This is a genomic window from Variovorax paradoxus (assembly GCF_030815855.1).
In the GTDB taxonomy this organism is placed as follows: Bacteria; Pseudomonadota; Gammaproteobacteria; order Burkholderiales; family Burkholderiaceae_C; genus Variovorax; species Variovorax paradoxus_M.
In genome coordinates this window covers 475,304-493,353 of sequence record NZ_JAUSXG010000001.1, presented here as the reverse complement: position 1 = coordinate 493,353, position 18,050 = coordinate 475,304, and the positions used below count along the sequence as shown (strand labels likewise).

Here is an 18,050-nt window from a genome sequence, read left to right as displayed (position 1 = left end):
GGAGACGTTGAAATTCGTTGGAACTCGTTAGAACTCGGTCCATTCGCCCGACGAGGCATGGGCCGCGGCGAGCCTCGGAGGGGCCTTGGCTTGCGCTGCGGGTCGGGCCGGTCCCTTCAGCGCGGGCACGGCCCTGCGCGGCGGCAGCGCCGGCTGCAGCTTGGCCTGCACCTGCGCGAGCGGGCGCGTTGCGGCGCGGCCGTCGAGCTTGAACACGCTCACGGCCTGGACCAGGCTCGCGGCCTGCTCCTGCATCGACTGCGCCGCGGCCGCCGCTTCTTCCACCAAGGCCGCGTTCTGCTGAGTGACCTGGTCCATCTGCGCAATCGCCTGGTTCACCTGCTCGATGCCCGTGCTCTGCTCCTGGCTGGCCGCGGTGATCTCGCCCATGATGTCGGTCACGCGCTTGACGCTGTCCACGATCTCGTCCATCGTGCGGCCCGCTTCGGCCACCTGGCGGCTGCCGGCTTCGACCTTGCCCACGGAGTCGTCGATCAGGCCCTTGATTTCTTTCGCTGCCGCACCCGAGCGCTGGGCGAGGTTTCGCACTTCGGAGGCCACGACTGCGAAGCCGCGGCCTTGTTCACCGGCACGCGCGGCTTCCACGGCGGCATTGAGCGCCAGGATGTTGGTCTGGAAGGCGATGCCGTCGATCACGCCGATGATGTCGACGATCTTTTTCGACGAGGTGTTGATCGAGCCCATGGTGTCGACCACCTGGCTGACCACGCCGCCGCCGCGCATCGCGACCTCGGAGGCCGAGACAGCCAATTGGTTGGCTTGGCGCGCGTTGTCGGCGTTCTGCTTGACGGTGGAAGTGAGCTCTTCCATCGAGGCGGCGGTCTCTTCGAGCGAACTGGCCTGCTCTTCGGTGCGCGACGACAGGTCCTGGTTGCCCGCGGCAATCTGGCCCGAGGCGGTGGCGATGGCATCGGTGCCCGTGCGCACTTCACCGACCACCTGGGCAAGGCTTCCGTTCATGCCCTTGAGCGCGTGCATGAGCTGGCCGGTTTCATCCTTCGTCGTCACTTCGATGCGGCTGGTCAGGTCGCCGGCGGCAACGGCTTCGGCCACTTCGACCGCGCGGCGCAGCGGATGCGTGATGCTGCGAACCAGCAACCAGGCAAGCACCAGGCCCAAGCCCAGCGACAACGCGCTGAAGATGACCAGCATCAGGCTTGTGTTGGCGCGCATCTCCTTGCTGCGCTCCGCCGCGGCATCGAGCTGCACGCGCTCGGCGTCCACCATTTGCTGCACACCCGCAAGATAGCTGCGCGACGTGGGCTCGAACCGTTCGTTGAAGATCCGGTTGGCGCCTTCGAGGTCGCCCGCCAGCTTGGCCTTGCTGACTTCTTCGCGAGCCGCAAGGTAGGCTTTGCGAAGCTCGCCGACCTTCTCGTACAGCTGGCGCTTTTCCGGCGTGTCCATGTGCTCCTCGATGAGCTTCTGCAGCTCATTGGTTTCCTTGATGGAGAGGGCAGTGGCCGGTGCAAAGTAGGCAATCAGGCTTGCGTCGCTGCTCTTGGCAATGGCCGCGGCGCGCTGCACGCCCGAGTTGGTGTTGCGCAGCCAGTCGGCACCGGCGCGCTCGGTCTTGATGTTCTTCTCGACCATCGCGTTGATTTCATCGCCGATCTGCCGGAGCTTCAGCACGGCAAGCACGCTGCTCGTGAGAGACAGGGCGAGGATGACGCCGATCACGACGGCCAGCCGCTTGCCGATGGAAGTATTGCTCAGAAACATGCTCATGACTCCAGAAGATCAGGAAAGGGCAAGGGCACGCCACGCGCGCTTGCCGCAGGAAAAAGTTGTGTGCACCGGCCGCTTTCGCGCCGGTGCTTTTGCGGTGCGCGATGGCGTGGCGCTCAGGAAGACTCCCAACCGCCGGCTACCGCCAATGCGGGCATGGTTCTGCGCGGCGGCAACGCGGGCTGGAGCTTGGCCTGCACTTGCGCGAGCGGTCGAACTGCAGTGTTGTCGTCCAGCTTGAACACGCTCACGGCCTCCACGAGGCTTGCGGCCTGCTCCTGCATCGACTGCGCCGCGGCCGCCGCTTCTTCCACCAAGGCCGCGTTCTGCTGCGTCACCTGGTCCATCTGGGCAATCGCCTGGTTCACCTGCTCGATGCCGGTGCTCTGCTCCTGGCTCGCCGCAGTGATCTCGCCCATGATGTCGGTCACGCGTTTCACGCTGTCCACGATCTCGTCCATCGTGCGGCCCGCCTCGGTCACCTGGCGGCTGCCGGCCTCGACCTTGCCCACGGAGTCGTCGATCAGGCCCTTGATTTCTTTCGCCGCCGCACCCGAGCGCTGGGCGAGGTTGCGTACTTCGGAGGCCACGACTGCGAAGCCACGGCCTTGTTCACCGGCACGGGCCGCTTCCACCGCGGCATTGAGCGCCAGGATGTTGGTCTGGAAGGCGATGCCGTCGATCACGCCGATGATGTCGACGATCTTTTTCGACGAAGCGTTGATCGACGCCATGGTGTCGACCACCTGATTGACCACGCCGCCGCCCTTGACGGCCACTTCCGAGGCCGACAGGGCCAGCTGGTTGGCCTGCCGTGCGTTGTCGGCGTTCTGCTTGACGGTGCTCGTGAGCTCTTCCATCGAGGCGGCGGTCTCTTCGAGCGAGCTGGCCTGCTCTTCGGTGCGCGAAGACAGGTCCTGGTTGCCCGCGGCAATCTGGCCCGAGGCGGTGGCGATGGCGTCGGTGCCGGTGCGCACTTCGCCGACCACCTTGGCCAGGCTCTCGTTCATGCGCTTCAGCGCATTCATCAATTGACCGGTCTCGTCGCGCGAGTCGACTTCGATGGCTGAACTGAGATCGCCGCTCGCCACCGCTTCCGCCACCTTGACCGCACGGCCGAGAGGCCGGGTGATGCTGCGGGCGATCAGGAAGGCGCAGAGCGCGCCCAACACCAGCGTCAGTACCGCCAGCAGGACGCGGAGATTGAAGCCGCGCGCGTTGGCATCGTCGATCGCATGGCTCATGTCGTCGATGGCCTTGCGTTCGAGGGCCAGCAGTTCGAGCACGCGCGTTTCGTACGCCTTGGCAGCGGGCTGGAAGACGTTCTTGAAAACGGTCTCCGCCTCCGCGGGGTTGCCGCCGGTCTTGGCTGCTTGCACCGCATCCTTGCCCGCCTGGTACTTGGCGCGCAGCTCGACGATGTCCTTGAAGGTCGACTTCTCCAGGTCGGTGACCAGCAAGGCCTCGACCTTGGCCATGGTCTCTCCGCCCTTCTTGACGCTGTCGGAGATGACGTCGGCAAAGGTGACCGGCAGCGATACGTCGGTACTCCTGGCGATCATCGAGGTGCGCGCAATGGCCGAGTAGGTCAGCACGTACCAGTCGGAGATGAGGCGCTCCTTCGCGAGCGGGCTCTGCATCATCTGGTGCGTGGCTTCGGCATTGCTTCGGGCGGTCATCAGCGCCAGGACGGCTGAGATCACCGTCACGACGAGCACCAGGCCGAAGCCCATGGCCAGCCGCGTTCCGATGCGCATGTTGGAGAGGAAATTCATGATGAGTGGCTGAAATGAAATGAAGAGAAGAAGGCGATCGGATGCAAACAAGGTCGAAAGCTCGGGCTCATGCGTCGATCGACCCCGCGCTCTTGGCGCGGCGGAATCAGGCGGCGATCTTCTCGACCAGGCCCATCTCGTCGCTGGACATCAGCTTGTCGATGTCCACGAGAATCAGCATCCGCTCGTCCAGCGTGCCCAGCCCGATCAGGTAATCCGTGTCCAGCACGGCGCCCATCTCGGGCGCGGGCTTGATCTGCTCGGCGCTCAAGGTGATCACGTCCGACACGCTGTCCACCACCATGCCCACCACGCGCCCGCCGATGTTCAGCACGATCACCACCGTGAACTGGTCATAGGTCGGCGCACCCAGCTGGAACTTGATGCGCATGTCGATGATCGGCACGATGATTCCGCGCAGGTTCACCACGCCCTTGATGTACTCGGGCGCATTGGCAATGCGCGTCACCGCGTCGTAGCCGCGCAGCTCCTGCACCTTCTGGATATCGATGCCGTATTCCTCCTGGCCCAGCGTGAAGGAAAGGAATTCCAGCGGCCGAACTGGCCGTGACGGAACGGCGTTGCGGCTGTCCGCGTTTTGTTGGGTTGGGGTTGCAGTCATCGTGAAATCTGTCGCTGTTGGTTAAAACTCTGCCCACTCGCCGCCGGCGGCACCGGCCATGGCCAGTTGCGGGGACGTGGGTGCTTCTTTGGTCTTCTTGGCGGGTGGCATGCGCCGGGCCTTCGCGGAGGCCTCGGTCGGGCGGACTGCCTTCGACGCAGCGAAAGCACGCCGTGCATCCGCGGATGCGGCGGGGGCGCTGCCGCCGCCTTCGAGCTTGAACACGCTCACGGCCTGGACCAGGCTCGCGGCCTGCTCCTGCATCGACTGCGCCGCGGCCGCCGCTTCTTCCACCAGCGCCGCGTTCTGCTGCGTCACCTGGTCCATCTGCGCAATCGCCTGGTTCACCTGCTCGATGCCGGTGCTCTGCTCCTGGCTCGCCGCGGTGATCTCGCCCATGATGTCGGTCACGCGCTTCACGCTGTCCACGATCTCGTCCATCGTGCGGCCCGCTTCGGCCACCTGGCGGCTGCCGGCCTCGACCTTGCCGACCGAGTCGTCGATCAGGCCCTTGATTTCCTTGGCGGCTGCGCCCGAACGCTGGGCGAGGTTGCGCACTTCGGAGGCCACGACTGCGAAGCCGCGGCCTTGTTCACCGGCACGCGCGGCTTCCACGGCGGCATTGAGCGCCAGGATGTTGGTCTGGAAGGCGATGCCGTCGATCACGCCGATGATGTCGACGATCTTTTTCGATGAGGTGTTGATCGAGCCCATGGTGTCGACCACCTGGCTGACCACGCCGCCGCCGCGCATCGCGACCTCGGAAGCCGAGACAGCCAATTGGTTGGCTTGGCGCGCGTTGTCGGCGTTCTGCTTGACGGTGGAAGTGAGCTCTTCCATCGAGGCAGCGGTTTCTTCGAGAGAACTCGCCTGCTCTTCGGTGCGCGACGACAGGTCCTGGTTGCCCGCGGCAATCTGGCCCGAGGCCGTGGCGATGGCATCGGTGCCCGTGCGCACTTCGCCGACCACGTTGGCAAGGCTGTCGCGCATGCCCTGGATCGCATGCAGCAGGCTGGCCTGGTCCCCGGGCTTCAGCTCGATGCGAACCGCCAGATCGCCGTCGGCAATGCGGTGCGCAATGGCAGTCGCGGCGGCGGGCTCGCCGCCAAGCTGCTTCAGCAGGCTGCGCGAAATCGCCCAGCCGAGGGCGAAGAGCGCCGCGGCCAGCACCAGCGCACCGATCGACAGGTCGATGATCCGCCCCATGATGGTGGTCTGCACCGTGTCCACGTAGACGCCCGAGCCGATGATCCAGCCCCAGGGCTCGAAGCCCTTCACGTACGACACCTTCGGCACCGGCTTGTCGCTGCCCGGCTTGGCCCAGAGGTAGGGCACGAAGCCGGCGCCCTTGGCCTTCACGATATCGACGAAGGCGACGAACAGCTGCTTGCCGGTGGCATCCTTGTTCGACGAGAGATCCTTGTTGTCGAGCGCCGGGCTGATCGGATGCATCACCATGCGCGGCTGCATGTCGTTGATCCAGAAATACTCGCTGCCGCTGTAGCGCAAGCCGCGGATCGCCTGCATCGCCTGTTCCTTCGCCTGCGGCTCGGTCAGCGTGCCCTTGGCCGCAAGCGCGTGGTAATGGACCAGCAGGCCATGCGCGCTTTCCACTACCTGGCGCACGCTGGCTTGGCGCTCCTCCATGATGAGCCTGCGCTCCGAAAACAGAAAAATGGCCGTCAGGGCCGCCACGCCCACGATGGCGCTGGCCGTGAGCAGCCCGAGCTTCTGGCCGATGCGCAGGCCGCGGGAATTCAAACGGTTGAACATAGTCTCTTCCTTGGGTGGATGTCTTTTGTGCGGTGCTGTCGACAGGTTTATCGGCAGGTGCGCGCAAGACTTGAGGCCATTAGTTCAAAATTCCGTCCAGTCGCCACCCGCCGTGGCCAGTTGCGCAGGTTCGGCGGGCTCGCTTTTCCTGACCAGCGCCGGGCGCGGGGCCTTGGAGATGGCCTTGAGGGGTCCGAAGGCCGATCGCGCCGCCGGCGCCGCAAACGTCGGCTCGCTTCGCTGCGGCTGCGCCCCGGGTTCCAGCCTGAACACGCTCACAGCGCTGACGAGGCTGGCGGCCTGCTCCTGCATCGACTGCGCCGCGGCCGCCGCCTCTTCCACCAGCGCCGCATTCTGCTGCGTCACCTGGTCCATCTGCGAAATGGCCTGGTTCACCTGCTCGATGCCCGTGCTCTGCTCCTGGCTCGCCGCGGTGATCTCCCCGATGATGTCCGCGACACGCTTGACGCCGCTCACGATCTCTTCCATCGTCTTGCCGGCTTCACCCACGAGTGCGCTGCCCACGTCGACCTTGCCGACGGAGTCGTCGATCAGGCCCTTGATTTCTTTCGCCGCCGCGGCCGAGCGCTGCGCCAGGCTTCTGACTTCGGATGCGACGACGGCAAAGCCGCGGCCTTGTTCCCCAGCGCGCGCGGCTTCGACCGCGGCGTTGAGCGCCAGGATGTTGGTCTGGAACGCGATGCCGTCGATCACGCCGATGATGTCGACGATTTTTTTCGACGAAGCATTGATCGAGGCCATCGTGTCGACCACCTGACCGACGACATTGCCGCCCTTGACGGCGACCTCGGAGGCCGAGAGCGCGAGCTGGTTGGCTTGCCGTGCGTTGTCGGCGTTCTGCTTGACGGTGCTGGTGAGCTCTTCCATCGAGGCAGCGGTTTCTTCGAGAGAACTCGCCTGCTCTTCGGTGCGCGACGACAGGTCCTGGTTGCCCGCGGCAATCTGGCCCGAGGCCGTGGCGATGGCGTCGGTGCCCGTGCGCACACCGCCGACCACCGTCGCAAGGCTTGTGTTCATGTTCTTGAGGGCTTGCATCAGCAGGCCTGTTTCGTCGGTGGACGAGGATTCGATATGGCTGGTGAGGTCGCCGTCGGCCACGGTTTGCGCCACGCGCACCGCTTCGTTCAACGGCCGCGTGATGCTGCGGGTCAGGAGCCACGCCAGCACGGCGCCGAGCAGCAGCGCCACCAGGGCCAGCACGGTCACGTTGGCGCGGCCCGCGCGGTTCAGGCCCTCCACGGCCTCGGCCGCCTTGTCGATCCGCTCCGCCTGGTGCGTCAGCATGCTGCGAATGCTCGCGTCGTACACGTCGAGCATCGGCACCAGCTTGTCGTTCGTGAGCTTGGCGGCTTCGTCCTGCTTGCCTTCGGCCTTGAGCTTGAGGATGGCGTTGCGCAGGGCCACGTACTGGGTGCGCTTTTCCTTGATGTCGGCGCTGATCGCCTGCTCCTCGGGCGAATCGAGCATCGCTTCGAGCTTGGTCTGCGTTTCGGAAATGCCCGCACTGGTCTTGCTCATTTGCTTCTGCAGGTATTCCTGCACTTCCGCATCGTTGCTTTTGACCAGTGCGAAGGTGCGCACGCTGTTGCTGCTGGTGTTGAGCAGCCAGTTCGCGGCCAGCCGCTCCTTCACGAGCGAACGCTGCACCATCTCCTGCACCGCGTGGCCTACGCCTTGCAAACGGAACACACCGATGCCCGCAATGCACGCCATGAGCGCCAGCACCAACGCGAAACCAATGCCAAGCCGTGTGCCGATTTTGAGGTTCTTCATTTCGGTTGCTCCGTATGCACCAATGTCAGATGACTTTTTCGACCAGGCCCATCTCGTCGCTGGACATCAGCTTGTCGATGTCCACGAGAATCAGCATCCGCTCGTCCAGCGTGCCCAGCCCGATCAGGTAGTCCGTGTCCAGCACGGCGCCCATCTCGGGCGCGGGCTTGATCTGCTCGGCGCTCAAGGTGATCACGTCCGACACGCTGTCCACCACCATGCCCACCACGCGCCCGCCGATGTTCAGCACGATCACCACCGTGAACTGGTCATAGGTCGGCGCGCCCAGCTGGAACTTGATGCGCATGTCGATGATCGGCACGATGATTCCGCGCAGGTTCACCACGCCCTTGATGTACTCGGGCGCATTGGCAATGCGCGTCACCGCGTCGTAGCCGCGCAGTTCCTGCACCTTCTGGATGTCGATGCCGTATTCCTCCTGGCCCAGCGTGAAGGTCACGACCTCCAGCCGGCTGGAGACCGCGGGCGCCGCGGCGCCGCGGTGGTGCTGTTGTTGGGGTGGGGGGGTCATGATCTCTGCCATATAAATTCCTTCAGCTGAACTTCTGCATGATGCGAACGAGCTTCTGCCCGTACTGGGGATCGGTTGCGTAGCCGGCCTTCTGCAGGCCGTGCGCGGCTTCGGCCGGGGTGTCGGCCGCCAGCACGTTGGCGTAGCGCGGATTGCGCGTGATGAACTTGGCGTAATCAGTGAAGGCTTCGTCGTAGGAGCCGTAGGCCCTGAACTTCGCGCGCACGCGCTGCGGCTCGCCGTCCACGTATTCGGTCGTGGTGGTTTCCACCACCGGGCCTTTCCAGCCACGATCGGCCTTGATGCCGAACAGGTTGAAGCTCTGGGTGCCGTCGTCGGCGCGAATCTCCCGCTTGCCCCAGCCCGATTCGAGCGCGGCCTGCGCAAGAATGAGCGGCGCGGGCACGCCGCTGGCGGCACTCGCCACCTGCGCCGAGCCGCCCATGCGCTGCACGAAACTGTCGACATTGCCCTGCAGCGATGCGACAGCGGCCGGCGCCGGACGCTCGCTGTTGCGCTGGTAGATGCTCAGGTCGACCGATGCGGCCGGCTGTCTTGGCGGCACGGACGAAGACGGCGCCGAGCCAAGCGGAATGCCCGACTGCGGCGTGAGCGCAATGCCCCCGGCGCGCGGCGTGAGCGGCATGGCCCCCATGCCGTCTTCCGTTTCACCGCCGGATGCCGAAGCGCGGCTGAGCTGCGTGAACATGGCTTCGGCCAGGCCGACACCGCGGCCTGAGAGGTTCTGCGCGAGCTGTTGGTCGAGCATGGAGAGGTAGACCTTCTCGTCGCGGTTCTCGAGCAGGCCGCTCGAAGGCGTGGCCTCGCGCATGCTCTTGAGCACCATGTTCATGAACAGCGCCTCGAACTGCCGCGACACCTGCTTCAGGCCTTCATCGGGCGAGGTGCGAACGGTGTAGCGCAATGCATCGACGCTCTGTACGTCGAGCGCAAGGCGCTGGTCCAGCGCGCCGTTTCTGCTTTCCGTGATGGCCATGCCGGTGCTCAGATGATTTCGAGCTCGGCGCGCAATGCGCCGGCGGATTTCATGGCCTGCAGGATCGACACCAGGTCTTGCGGATTGGCGCCCAGGCTGTTGAGGCCCTTGATCACGTCGGCCAGCGAGGCCCCGCCGCGCACCATCTGCAAGGCGCCGCCGCCCTGATTGATCGAGATCTGCGAGGTTTGGCCGACCACGGTCTGTCCGCCTGCAAAGGCGTTGGGCTGGCTCACCACGGGATCGGTATTGATGACCACGGAGAGATTGCCGTGCGCGACCGCGCAGTCGTTCACGCGCACCGCCTGGTTCATGACCACGGAGCCGGTGCGCGCATTGACGACCACGCGCGCCACCGCCTGCGTCGGCGTGACCTCGAGGCTTTCGAGCTGCGCGAGAAAGCCGACGCGCTCCTGCGGCGCGGGGGCCTGCACATGGATCACGCGGGCATCGAGTGCCTGCGCCGTGCCCGCGCCGAACTGCCGGTTGATGGCCTCGACCGCGCGCTGCACCGTGCCGAAGTCGGACCGGTTGAGTTCGAGCGAGAACGTGCCCTCGCCGCCCACCGGCGCTTCGAGGCCGCGCTCGACCAGCGCGCCGGCCGGGATGCGGCCCGAACTGAGCTGGTTGATCTGCGCCTTGCTGCCGTTGGCCGATGCGCCGGCACCGCCGACCACCATGTTGCCCTGGGCAATCGCATACACCTGCCCGTCGACGCCCTTGAGCGGCGTCATGAGCAGCGTGCCGCCGCGCAGGCTCTTGGCATTGCCCATGGACGACACCGTCACGTCGATGTTCTGCCCGGGGCGTGCGAACGAAGGCAGCGTGGCCGTGACCATGACCGCCGCCACGTTCTTGAGCTGCATGTTCACGCCCTGCGGAATCGTGATGCCGAGCTGCTGCAGCATGTTGTTGAGGCTTTGCGTGGTGAACGGCGTCTGCATGGTCTGGTCGCCGGTCCCGTCCAGGCCCACCATCAGGCCGTAGCCGATCAGCGGGTTGTCCCGCACGCCCTGGATGCTTGCCAGTTCTTTGAGGCGTTCCGCATGAGCGGGTGAATGCAGGGCCGCGGCGCACAGCGCCAGCAGGCCGATACGGCGCACGGTATTGCAGATGTTTTTCATGGTGCTAGAACGGCATGACGTTGAGGAAGATGCGCTGCATCCAACCCATGTGCTGCGCCTCGTCGATGTAGCCCTTGGCCGTGTATTCGATGCGTGCGTCGGCCACCAGGGTCGACGGCACGGTGTTGTTGCCCGAGACCGTGCGCGGGTTCACCACGCCCGAGAACCGGATGTATTCGGTGCCCTGGTTGATGCCCATCTGCTTCTCGCCGCTGACCAGCAGGTTGCCGTTGCGCATCACGTCCACCACGGTGACCGTGATCACGCCGTTGAAGGTGTTGTTGGCGTTGGCGCCGCCCTTGGCGTCGAGCTTGTTGCCGCCGGACAGCTTGGCGTCCTGGCCGTCGAGCAGCGAGCCCAGCAGCTTCGGAATGCCGCCGGCAAAATCGGCGGCCAGGCTGCCCGTGCGGCTCGCGGTTGCGCCCGAGTTCTTGCTGGCGTTGACCCTCTCGCTGATGACGATGGTCAGGATGTCGCCCACGTTGCGCGGCCTGCGGTCTTCGAACAGCGCACTGCCGCCGGGCCCGTCCTGGAAGATCGCGCCGGTCGCGCGCCGCGGCGCCGAAGCCACGTTCTCCGCCCGCGCCGTCATCGGTTGATGCACCAGCGGCTCCCGGGGAATCTGCGCGCAGCCCGAAGCCAGCGCGACGGCAACCGGCAGCACCAGGCGCAGGTTGAGGCGGGTCATAACTGGGCGAGGCGCTGCAGCATCTGGTCCGAGGTCTGGACCGCCTTGCTGTTGATTTCGTAGGCGCGCTGCGTGGCGATCATGTTCACGAGCTCTTCCACCACATTGACGTTCGACGCCTCGACGTAGCCCTGGCTCAGGATGCCGGCGCCGTCGACGCCGGGGTTCACCTGGTTGGGTGCGCCCGACGCGTCGGTTTCGGCATAGAGGTTCTCGCCCTTGCTCTGCAGGCCGGCCGGGTTCAGGAACGTGGCCAGCTGAAGCTGCCCGACCTGCACCGTGTTGGTCTGCCCGGCCTGCGTGATCGACACGATGCCGTCGCGGCCGATGGTCACGCTGGTGGCATTCGCCGGCAGGGTGATGGCCGGCTGCACCGGAAAACCGCTGGCGGTGACGAGCTGGCCTTCGCGGTCGGTCTGGAAGGCGCCGGCGCGTGTGTACGAGGTGGTGCCGTCGGGCATCAGCACCTGGAAGAAGCCGCCGCCGTTGATGGCGACGTCCGTCGGCTTGTCGGTCTTGGTGAGGTTGCCCTGCGAGTGGATGCGCTCGGTGGCAACCACATGCACGCCGGTGCCCACCTGCAGGCCCGAAGGCAGGCGGGTCTGGTCCGAAGTCTGGCCGCCGACCTGGCGCAGGTTCTGGTACATCAGGTCCTCGAACACGGCACGGCTTCGCTTGAAGCCCGTGGTGCCGACGTTGGCGAGGTTGTTCGACACCACGTCGAGTTGGGTCTGTTGTGCATCGAGGCCGGTCTTGGCGATGTAGAGCGAGCGCATCATGGTGAAAAATTCCTTGGGAGTTGTGTGAGGCGCCGGCTTAGCCGTACGCCAGCAGCTTGTTGGCCGACTGCGCGTTCTCGTCCGCGGAGCGCATCGACTTCATCTGCATCTCGAAGCTGCGGGCGTTGGCGATCATGGCCACCATGGCCTCCACGCCGTTGACGTTGCTGCCCTCGACCGCGCCGGTGGTCACGGTCACGGCCGCATCGGCCTCGGCGGGCGGCAGGCCTTCACGCATGCGAAAAAGGCCGTCGGCGCCGCGCACCAGGTCGGCCACGGGCGGGTTGACCAGCTTCAGGCGGCCCGCCTCGGCAATGCCGGTGGCCGGGTCGCCAGCGCCGCGCGCCGTGACCAGGCCGTTGGCGGCAATCGAGACCGCGGAGCCGGGCGGCACCACCAGTGCGCCGGCATCGCCGGCCACGGGCAGCGAGCCCATGGTCGTGAGCTGGCCTTCAGCGTTCACCTGCAGGTTGCCCACGCGGGTGTAGGCCTCGCCGCCATCGGGCGTCTGCACCACGAGCCAGCCGTCGCCGTGCACCGCGACATCGAGTGCGCGGCCGGTTTCGGTCAGTGGACCGTGGCTGAAGTCGGCGCCCGGTGTGGTGGCAACCACATAGGCGCGCGTCGGCGCTTCCGGGCCGCCCGTTACCGGCACCGCGCGAAAGCTGTTGATCTGCGCGCGGAACCCCGGGGTCGAGGCGTTCGCCATGTTGTTGGCGACGGAGGCCTGCTGCTCCATGGCCTGCTTGGCGCCGCTCATGGCGACATACAGCATGCGATCCATGGCGGGCTCAGCGGATGTTGATCAGCGTCTGGACGACCTGATCCTGCGTCTTCACCGTCTGCGCATTGGCCTGGTAGCTGCGCTGCGCGACGATGAGGTTGACGAGCTCGGAGGTCAGGTCGACGTTGGACGCCTCCAGCGCGCCCGATGCGAGCGAGCCCTGTTTGGTGCCCGCGCCCGGCGTGCCGGTGAGCGGCTGGCCCGAGGCCAGTGTTTCGGCCCAGACGTTCTCGCCCTTCGGCTCGAGCCCGTTCGGGTTGGCGAACGAGGTCAGCACCACCTGGCCCATCAGCGTGGTCTGTTCGTTGGAGAACTTGCCGGTGATGGTGCCGTCGGGGTTGATGGAGAACGAGGTCAGCGTGCCGGAGGTGTAGCCGTCCTGCTTGAGCGTCTTGATTTCGTTGACGTTGCCGAACTGCGTGGTGCCCGACAGGTCCACCGAGGCATTGAGCGCCACCGAGCCGTTGCCGAAGTTCATCGCGGGCAAGGTGATCGCGCCGCCCGCGGGCGTGAGCAGGTTGCCGTTGCCGTCGAAGGTCATCGTCGAGATCGGCGCCCCGGCGTTGAGCGCGGCGCCGTCGGCCGCGCCGTACACGTTCCATGCGTTGGCACCGCTCTTCACGAAGAAGACGCCGAGCTCATGCGGATTGCCGAGCGAGTCGAAGATCGGGCCGAGGGCGTTCGAATAGTTGAAGGTGTCCGAATCGGTGGGCGAGAATGGCGTCTTGGTGGGCACCGTGCCGCGCGCGTCGAGGTTGAAGGTGGCGTCGATGGCCGTGGTGGCCTTCGGGCTCATGGCCGTGGTCTGGATCTGCAGCGGAGCGGGCGTGCCGCCATCCAGCCCGCCGGTGGCGGAAACGCCGTAGCCCGTGAGGCGCAGGCCGGCGGCGTTGACGACGAAGCCGTCCTTGTCGCGCGTGAACTGGCCATTGCGCGAATACATCACCTCGCCGCTCGGGCTGCTGAGCCGGAAGAAGCCGTCGCCGTTGAGGATCGCAATGTCCAGCGGTCGGCTGCTGGTCTGCACCGAGCCCTGGGTGAAGTTCTGCACGATGCCCGACACCGCCACGCCGAGGCCGACGCGCGAGCCCGCATACACGTCCTGGAACGTGGCCGCGCCCGACTTGAAGCCGACGGTGCCCGAGTTCGCGATGTTGTTGCCGATGACGTCCAGGTTGGCGGCGGCTGCGGACAAGCCGCTGATGCCTTGGGTAAAGCCCATGATCGAATCCTTGTTTCAGTGCGAAAAGAAGAAATGGAATTGGCGTGCGACGCGCAGGCCGCTGCCGATGAAGAAGACTTGCGCCGAACGCTCAGAGGAACATGCGCACATCGGCCAGGCCGATGCTCTTGCCGGTGGCCAGTTCGAGCGTGACGCCGTTGACGCCCTGCTTGACGGCGGCCACCTGCGAGAAAACGAGCGAGGTGGCTTCCACGTTCGTTCCGTTGTTGGCAGCGGAAACGGTGAAGCTGTAGGCGCCGGCCGGCGCCACGGTGCCGTCGTCGGCCTTGCCGTCCCAGGTGACGGCATTGACGCCTTCGGTCATCGAACCGAGCGACAGCGTGCGCACCGTGTTGCCCGCGGCATTGACGATCTTCACTTCGACGTTGCCCGCGGTCGCCGGCAGCTGCACGGCAAAGGGCACAGGCGCCGGCTCTTCGCCGGTTTTCGGCTCCGTGGTGCCGATGGCGTTGCCCGGCGACAGCACGTTGTAGCCAATGAGCGATGCCGCCTGGAGCACTTGGTTGGCGCCGGTCTGGTTCACCAGCCCGCTGAGCGCGGTGTTGAGCCGCTCGATGCCGCTCACGGTGCTCATCTGCGCCAGTTGCGAGGTGAGCTCGGCGTTCTCCATCGGGTTGAGCGGGTCCTGGTTGTTGAGCTGCGTCACCAGCAGCTTCAGGAAGCGCTGTTCGCTGTCTGCTTCGGAAACGTTGCCGCCGCTCGATGCGGCCGTGGCTGCGTTGAGCCCGGAGATGGAGGAGGTATCGGAGATGGCCATGGTTTTTTCTTGCGGTGTTCGGGGTTACTGGCCGATGGTCAGCGTCTTGACCATCAAGGTCTTGGCTGTGTTCAGCACTTCGACGTTGGCCTGGTAGCTGCGCGAGGCGGAAATCATGTTGGTCATCTCTTCGACCACATTGACGTTCGGCATCGCCACATAGCCCTTGGCGTCGGCATGCGGGTTCTTCGGGTCGAAGACCATCTTCAGCGGCGAAGGGTCTTCGACGACGCCGGCCACCTTCACGCCGCCGATGTCCTGCTGGCCGGAACCGGAGGAGGCCACTTCGAACACGACCTGCTTGGCGCGGTAGGGCTTGCCGTCGGGACCGGCCACGCTTTCGGCGTTGGCGAGGTTGCTCGCCGTCACGTTCATGCGCTGCGACTGCGCAGCCATGGCGGAGCCCGCCACGCTGAAGATGTTCATGGAAGTGCTGGGATGCGGCATGCCTGCTCTCCTCTATTTATTGGGCTGCGGAGAGCAGCGACTTGATCTTGGCGCTGACCACCGTGAGGTTGGCCTCGTAGCGCAGCGCGTTGTCCGCGAAGTTGATGCGCTCGGCATCCATCTCGACGGTGTTGCCGTCGATGCTCGACTGGCTGGGCACGCGGTACAGCAGGTCGCGGTCGGGCATCGAAGAGGCCTGGCCCTGGATGTGGCGCGACGATGTGGCGGCCATCTGCACCGACTGCCCTCCGCGGCCCTGCTCGACCGCCTGCGTCAGGCGGCTGGCGAAGTCGAAGTCACGCGCCTTGTAGTTGGGCGTGTCGGCGTGGGCGATGTTGGCGGCCAGCACCTCCTGGCGCTGTGCCCGGAGATTGAGTGCTTCGCGGTTGAAGCGCAGTGCCGCATCCAGCTTGTCGATCATGTGTTTCCATCATTGGTGGCATCGCGTCCCTGGCGGGCATGGCGACTGATGGAAAGCGAGTCTATGCATGCACTGCTTTCGCAATGGGCCGAACAAAGGGGCATTTGGGGTGCACTTCGAATCTTCGGATCGGGGGCGTCTTCCTAGAATTGCCGGGCACCCATGATGGAAAAAACCCACTCCCGCAAGCGCCTCCTGAAGACCGTGCTGCCAGCCTTGGCGGCAGGACTTGCAGCGGCGACATCCGTTGCCGCTGCGCCACTGGCAGGCGACGCGCGCGCCGCTGTGGACAAGTTGTTGCAGGCGCAAATCGCCGGGCTGCCGGGCAAGGTCAGCATCCGCGTCGAGGCTCCGGGCGCCGGTCCGCTGCCCGCCTGCGATGCGCTCGAAGCTTTTTTGCCGCGCGGCGCCGCAGCCTGGGGCCGCGTGTCGGTCGGCCTGCGCTGCCATTCGGACCAGAAGCCCTGGACGCGCTTCGTGCTGGCGCATGTCGCGGTCGAGGGGCAGTACTTTGTCGCCGTGCGGAACATCGAGAAGGGCCAGGCTTTCGGCGCAGGCGACTTCGCCGTGCGCACCGGCGACCTCACGGCCCTGCCACGCTCCGTGGTCACCGACGCCGCGCAGCTCCAGGGCGTGGTGGCCGCCAACCGCATCGCATCGGGTGCGCCGCTGCGGCGCGAGCTGGTACGCGGCGTGTCCGTGATCCAGCAGGGCCAGACGGTCAAGGTGGTGGCCGAGGGGCCCGGCTACAGTGTGAGTACCGAGGCCCGGGCGATGACCAGCGCGGGGGCCGGCTCGACGGTGCGGGCCAAGACCCTGGACGGCCGCCTGGTCAGCGGTATCGCCGATGAGGAAGGCCAGATCCGGCTGGCGCAGTAGCCGAATTCACGGCGCGATGCGCCAAGCCCTAAAGTTTCGGTCCGAACTGCCGATACACAAGGCAGCCCTTTGAGGAACCATCTTGAAAATCGATCCATCCGCCCCTTCGGCCACACTGCTCACCCGAACGAACAAGGGCGCATCGTCATCGCCAGCCAGCGGCACCGCAGCCGCCCAGGGCGGCAAGGACGTGGTGCAGCTCTCGTCGGGCGGCCAGGTGCATTCGCTGCCCGACGCACCCAACGCCGACTTCGATGCAGCGCGCGTGGCCGCGATCCGCGAGGACATCCGGGCCGGGCGCTATGAAATCCATCCCGAGCGGATCGCTCGCGGCCTGCTGAGCAGCGTGCGCGAACTGCTGGACGAAAACGGAAAGCTGTAGACGCCATGCTGGTTCACCTGTTGGCCGAGAAAGCCTGCATCGAGGAATTCCTGTCTGTGCTCGACCAGGAAGCAGATGCCATGAAGAACGGCCGCTTCACGGAACTGCCGCGTCTGACGGAGCGCAAGACCGGTCTGCTCGACCGCATGGCGGCACTCGACCAGGCCCGCGAGGCAGCCCAGGTGGCACGAGGCTTCGAGCCCGGCCGTTCGGGCGCCGAAGCGGCCGCCGCAGCCGACGGCAAAGCCTCGCTCGCGGCCTGGGGGGCTCTGGTGGAGCTTGCGCAGCAAGCCAGGGCCGACAACCGCCGCAACGGATCGATGGTGTACAGCCAGCTGGATTTCACGCAGAACGCGCTGCACTACCTGCAGGCCAGCGCGCAGCCCTTCTATGGGCCGGACGGGATCCGCAAAGCCGCCAGCGGCGCGGGAACCCGGCTGGCAGTGGGTTAGCGGGCATCTGCCGGCATCTGCGGACATCTCCCGGCCGCGGCCGCGTCAACCCTTGCGGGGCTTGCCCGACTTGGGCGGCGCCTCGAACAGTTCCGAGAAAAACGATGGATCCACCTCGCCGGGCGGGTTCGCGGGCGGCATCGGCTCGCCCGGAGGAAGCTCCTGGAAGTCCGACGACGCGAAATGCGGCGGAACGTAGACCCCGTGCTCGTCCCGCCTGACCAGGCCGCGGCGCTCCAGGTCGCGCATGGTCTTGTTGACCTGCATTCTGGACAGCCCCGAATAAGAGGCGATGACCGATTGCGTGATGCGCTTGTCGTAGCCGCCACCGGTACCCGGGGCCAGCACGGTGAGCTCATGCAGGATGCGGCTGATGAGCCGTTCGGACGAGGCCGATGAAATCTGCCTGATCTGCCTGCGCAGCACCGTCGTGCGCTTCATCACGACCTCGAGCAGCCCCATCGTCACCGCGGGGAACCGGTCGCACAGGGCCCGCAATTCGAGCGTCGGCACCAGGTAAAGGGAGGTGGGCAATGCCGCGACCAATGTGGCGCCGGGCTGGTAGCGCTCGTCGACGAGCGCGGAATTCAGGAAGATGTCGTCCTGCCGGATGAAGTCGGTGGTGACGTCGCCGCTGTCTTCACTGCCTTGCACGACCACCCGCAGCAGGCCCGTGGCGACGCAGTACACGCGGTCGGTCCACTCATCCGCACCCAGCACGACTTCGTTGCGCCGGTAGGAACGAAGTTCGATGCGCTGGACAAAGGCGGCCCGCTCATCGGGGGGAACGCTGGCAATAAGAGGATGCAAATACATCGATTCCGTCCATGGGCCGCCTTGCCACGCATGCTT

At 65.9% G+C, this 18,050-nt stretch carries 19 protein-coding genes; 3 read left to right on the top strand and 16 right to left on the bottom strand.

The genetic code is table 11. The features are described 5' to 3' along the window. Positions 1-27: 27 nt before the first annotated feature. The 15 genes from QFZ42_RS02330 to flgB all read right to left on the bottom strand — a co-directional run bounded on the left by QFZ42_RS02330 (position 28) and on the right by flgB (position 15,485). Positions 28-1,743, bottom strand: a complete 1,716-nt coding sequence (locus tag QFZ42_RS02330) for a methyl-accepting chemotaxis protein (protein ID WP_307704150.1) — start codon at positions 1,741-1,743, stop codon at positions 28-30. A gap of 122 nt (positions 1,744-1,865) precedes the next feature. Further along, positions 1,866-3,524 carry a methyl-accepting chemotaxis protein gene (locus QFZ42_RS02325; RefSeq protein ID WP_307699402.1) on the bottom strand — a complete coding sequence of 553 codons (1,659 nt, stop codon included), beginning with the start codon at positions 3,522-3,524 and terminating at the stop codon, positions 1,866-1,868. A gap of 106 nt (positions 3,525-3,630) precedes the next feature. Further along, positions 3,631-4,146, bottom strand: a complete 516-nt coding sequence (locus QFZ42_RS02320; protein ID WP_307699401.1) for a chemotaxis protein CheW — start codon at positions 4,144-4,146, stop codon at positions 3,631-3,633. 21 nt (positions 4,147-4,167) lie between these two features. Then, positions 4,168-5,919: a methyl-accepting chemotaxis protein gene (locus QFZ42_RS02315; protein ID WP_307699400.1), complete on the bottom strand. Its 1,752-nt coding sequence runs from the start codon at positions 5,917-5,919 to the stop codon at positions 4,168-4,170. Positions 5,920-6,003: 84 nt separating this feature from the next. Further along, complete coding sequence (locus QFZ42_RS02310; RefSeq protein WP_307699399.1) at positions 6,004-7,713, bottom strand: methyl-accepting chemotaxis protein; 1,710 nt, start codon at positions 7,711-7,713, stop codon at positions 6,004-6,006. 25 nt (positions 7,714-7,738) lie between these two features. Next, a complete protein-coding gene (locus QFZ42_RS02305) occupies positions 7,739-8,245 on the bottom strand; it encodes a chemotaxis protein CheW (protein ID WP_307699398.1) in 507 nt (168 codons plus the stop codon). 22 nt (positions 8,246-8,267) lie between these two features. Then, positions 8,268-9,242, bottom strand: coding sequence for a flagellar assembly peptidoglycan hydrolase FlgJ (gene flgJ / locus QFZ42_RS02300; protein ID WP_307699397.1), 975 nt, complete (start codon positions 9,240-9,242; stop codon positions 8,268-8,270). 8 nt (positions 9,243-9,250) lie between these two features. After that, positions 9,251-10,366, bottom strand: coding sequence for a flagellar basal body P-ring protein FlgI (locus QFZ42_RS02295; RefSeq protein WP_307699396.1), 1,116 nt, complete (start codon positions 10,364-10,366; stop codon positions 9,251-9,253). Between the two features lie 4 nt (positions 10,367-10,370). Then, positions 10,371-11,054, bottom strand: a complete 684-nt coding sequence (locus QFZ42_RS02290) for a flagellar basal body L-ring protein FlgH (RefSeq protein WP_307699395.1) — start codon at positions 11,052-11,054, stop codon at positions 10,371-10,373. Further along, entirely contained in the window at positions 11,051-11,833 is a 783-nt protein-coding gene (gene flgG, locus QFZ42_RS02285) for a flagellar basal-body rod protein FlgG (RefSeq protein WP_307699394.1), read from the bottom strand. The genes QFZ42_RS02290 and flgG overlap by 4 nt, the downstream gene beginning before the upstream one ends. Positions 11,834-11,870: 37 nt before the next feature. Beyond that, the gene (locus QFZ42_RS02280; protein WP_307699393.1) at positions 11,871-12,617 is read right to left on the bottom strand and encodes a flagellar basal body rod protein FlgF; all 747 of its coding nucleotides are present in this window, start codon (positions 12,615-12,617) and stop codon (positions 11,871-11,873) included. A 7-nt stretch (positions 12,618-12,624) separates the two neighbouring features. Continuing rightward, entirely contained in the window at positions 12,625-13,839 is a 1,215-nt protein-coding gene (gene flgE, locus QFZ42_RS02275; RefSeq protein WP_307699392.1) for a flagellar hook protein FlgE, read from the bottom strand. A 91-nt stretch (positions 13,840-13,930) separates the two neighbouring features. Continuing rightward, entirely contained in the window at positions 13,931-14,617 is a 687-nt protein-coding gene (locus tag QFZ42_RS02270) for a flagellar hook assembly protein FlgD (RefSeq protein WP_307699391.1), read from the bottom strand. Between the two features lie 24 nt (positions 14,618-14,641). Continuing rightward, on the bottom strand, positions 14,642-15,064 hold the full coding sequence (flgC, locus tag QFZ42_RS02265; protein WP_307699390.1) for a flagellar basal body rod protein FlgC: 423 nt from the start codon (positions 15,062-15,064) through the stop codon (positions 14,642-14,644). Between the two features lie 16 nt (positions 15,065-15,080). After that, positions 15,081-15,485, bottom strand: coding sequence for a flagellar basal body rod protein FlgB (gene flgB / locus QFZ42_RS02260; RefSeq protein ID WP_307699389.1), 405 nt, complete (start codon positions 15,483-15,485; stop codon positions 15,081-15,083). A 162-nt stretch (positions 15,486-15,647) separates the two neighbouring features. Between flgB and flgA the strand changes: the two genes are divergently transcribed. From flgA to QFZ42_RS02245, 3 genes are all read left to right on the top strand, one after another. Then, positions 15,648-16,364: a flagellar basal body P-ring formation chaperone FlgA gene (flgA, locus tag QFZ42_RS02255; protein WP_307699388.1), complete on the top strand. Its 717-nt coding sequence runs from the start codon at positions 15,648-15,650 to the stop codon at positions 16,362-16,364. A gap of 82 nt (positions 16,365-16,446) precedes the next feature. Further along, positions 16,447-16,746 carry a flagellar biosynthesis anti-sigma factor FlgM gene (gene flgM / locus QFZ42_RS02250; protein ID WP_307699387.1) on the top strand — a complete coding sequence of 100 codons (300 nt, stop codon included), beginning with the start codon at positions 16,447-16,449 and terminating at the stop codon, positions 16,744-16,746. 5 nt (positions 16,747-16,751) lie between these two features. Next, positions 16,752-17,198: a flagella synthesis protein FlgN gene (locus tag QFZ42_RS02245; RefSeq protein WP_307699386.1), complete on the top strand. Its 447-nt coding sequence runs from the start codon at positions 16,752-16,754 to the stop codon at positions 17,196-17,198. Positions 17,199-17,243: 45 nt separating this feature from the next. On the opposite strand, the gene QFZ42_RS02240 is transcribed toward QFZ42_RS02245, so the two are convergent. Beyond that, on the bottom strand, positions 17,244-18,014 hold the full coding sequence (locus tag QFZ42_RS02240; protein ID WP_307699385.1) for a Crp/Fnr family transcriptional regulator: 771 nt from the start codon (positions 18,012-18,014) through the stop codon (positions 17,244-17,246). Positions 18,015-18,050: the final 36 nt, after the last annotated feature.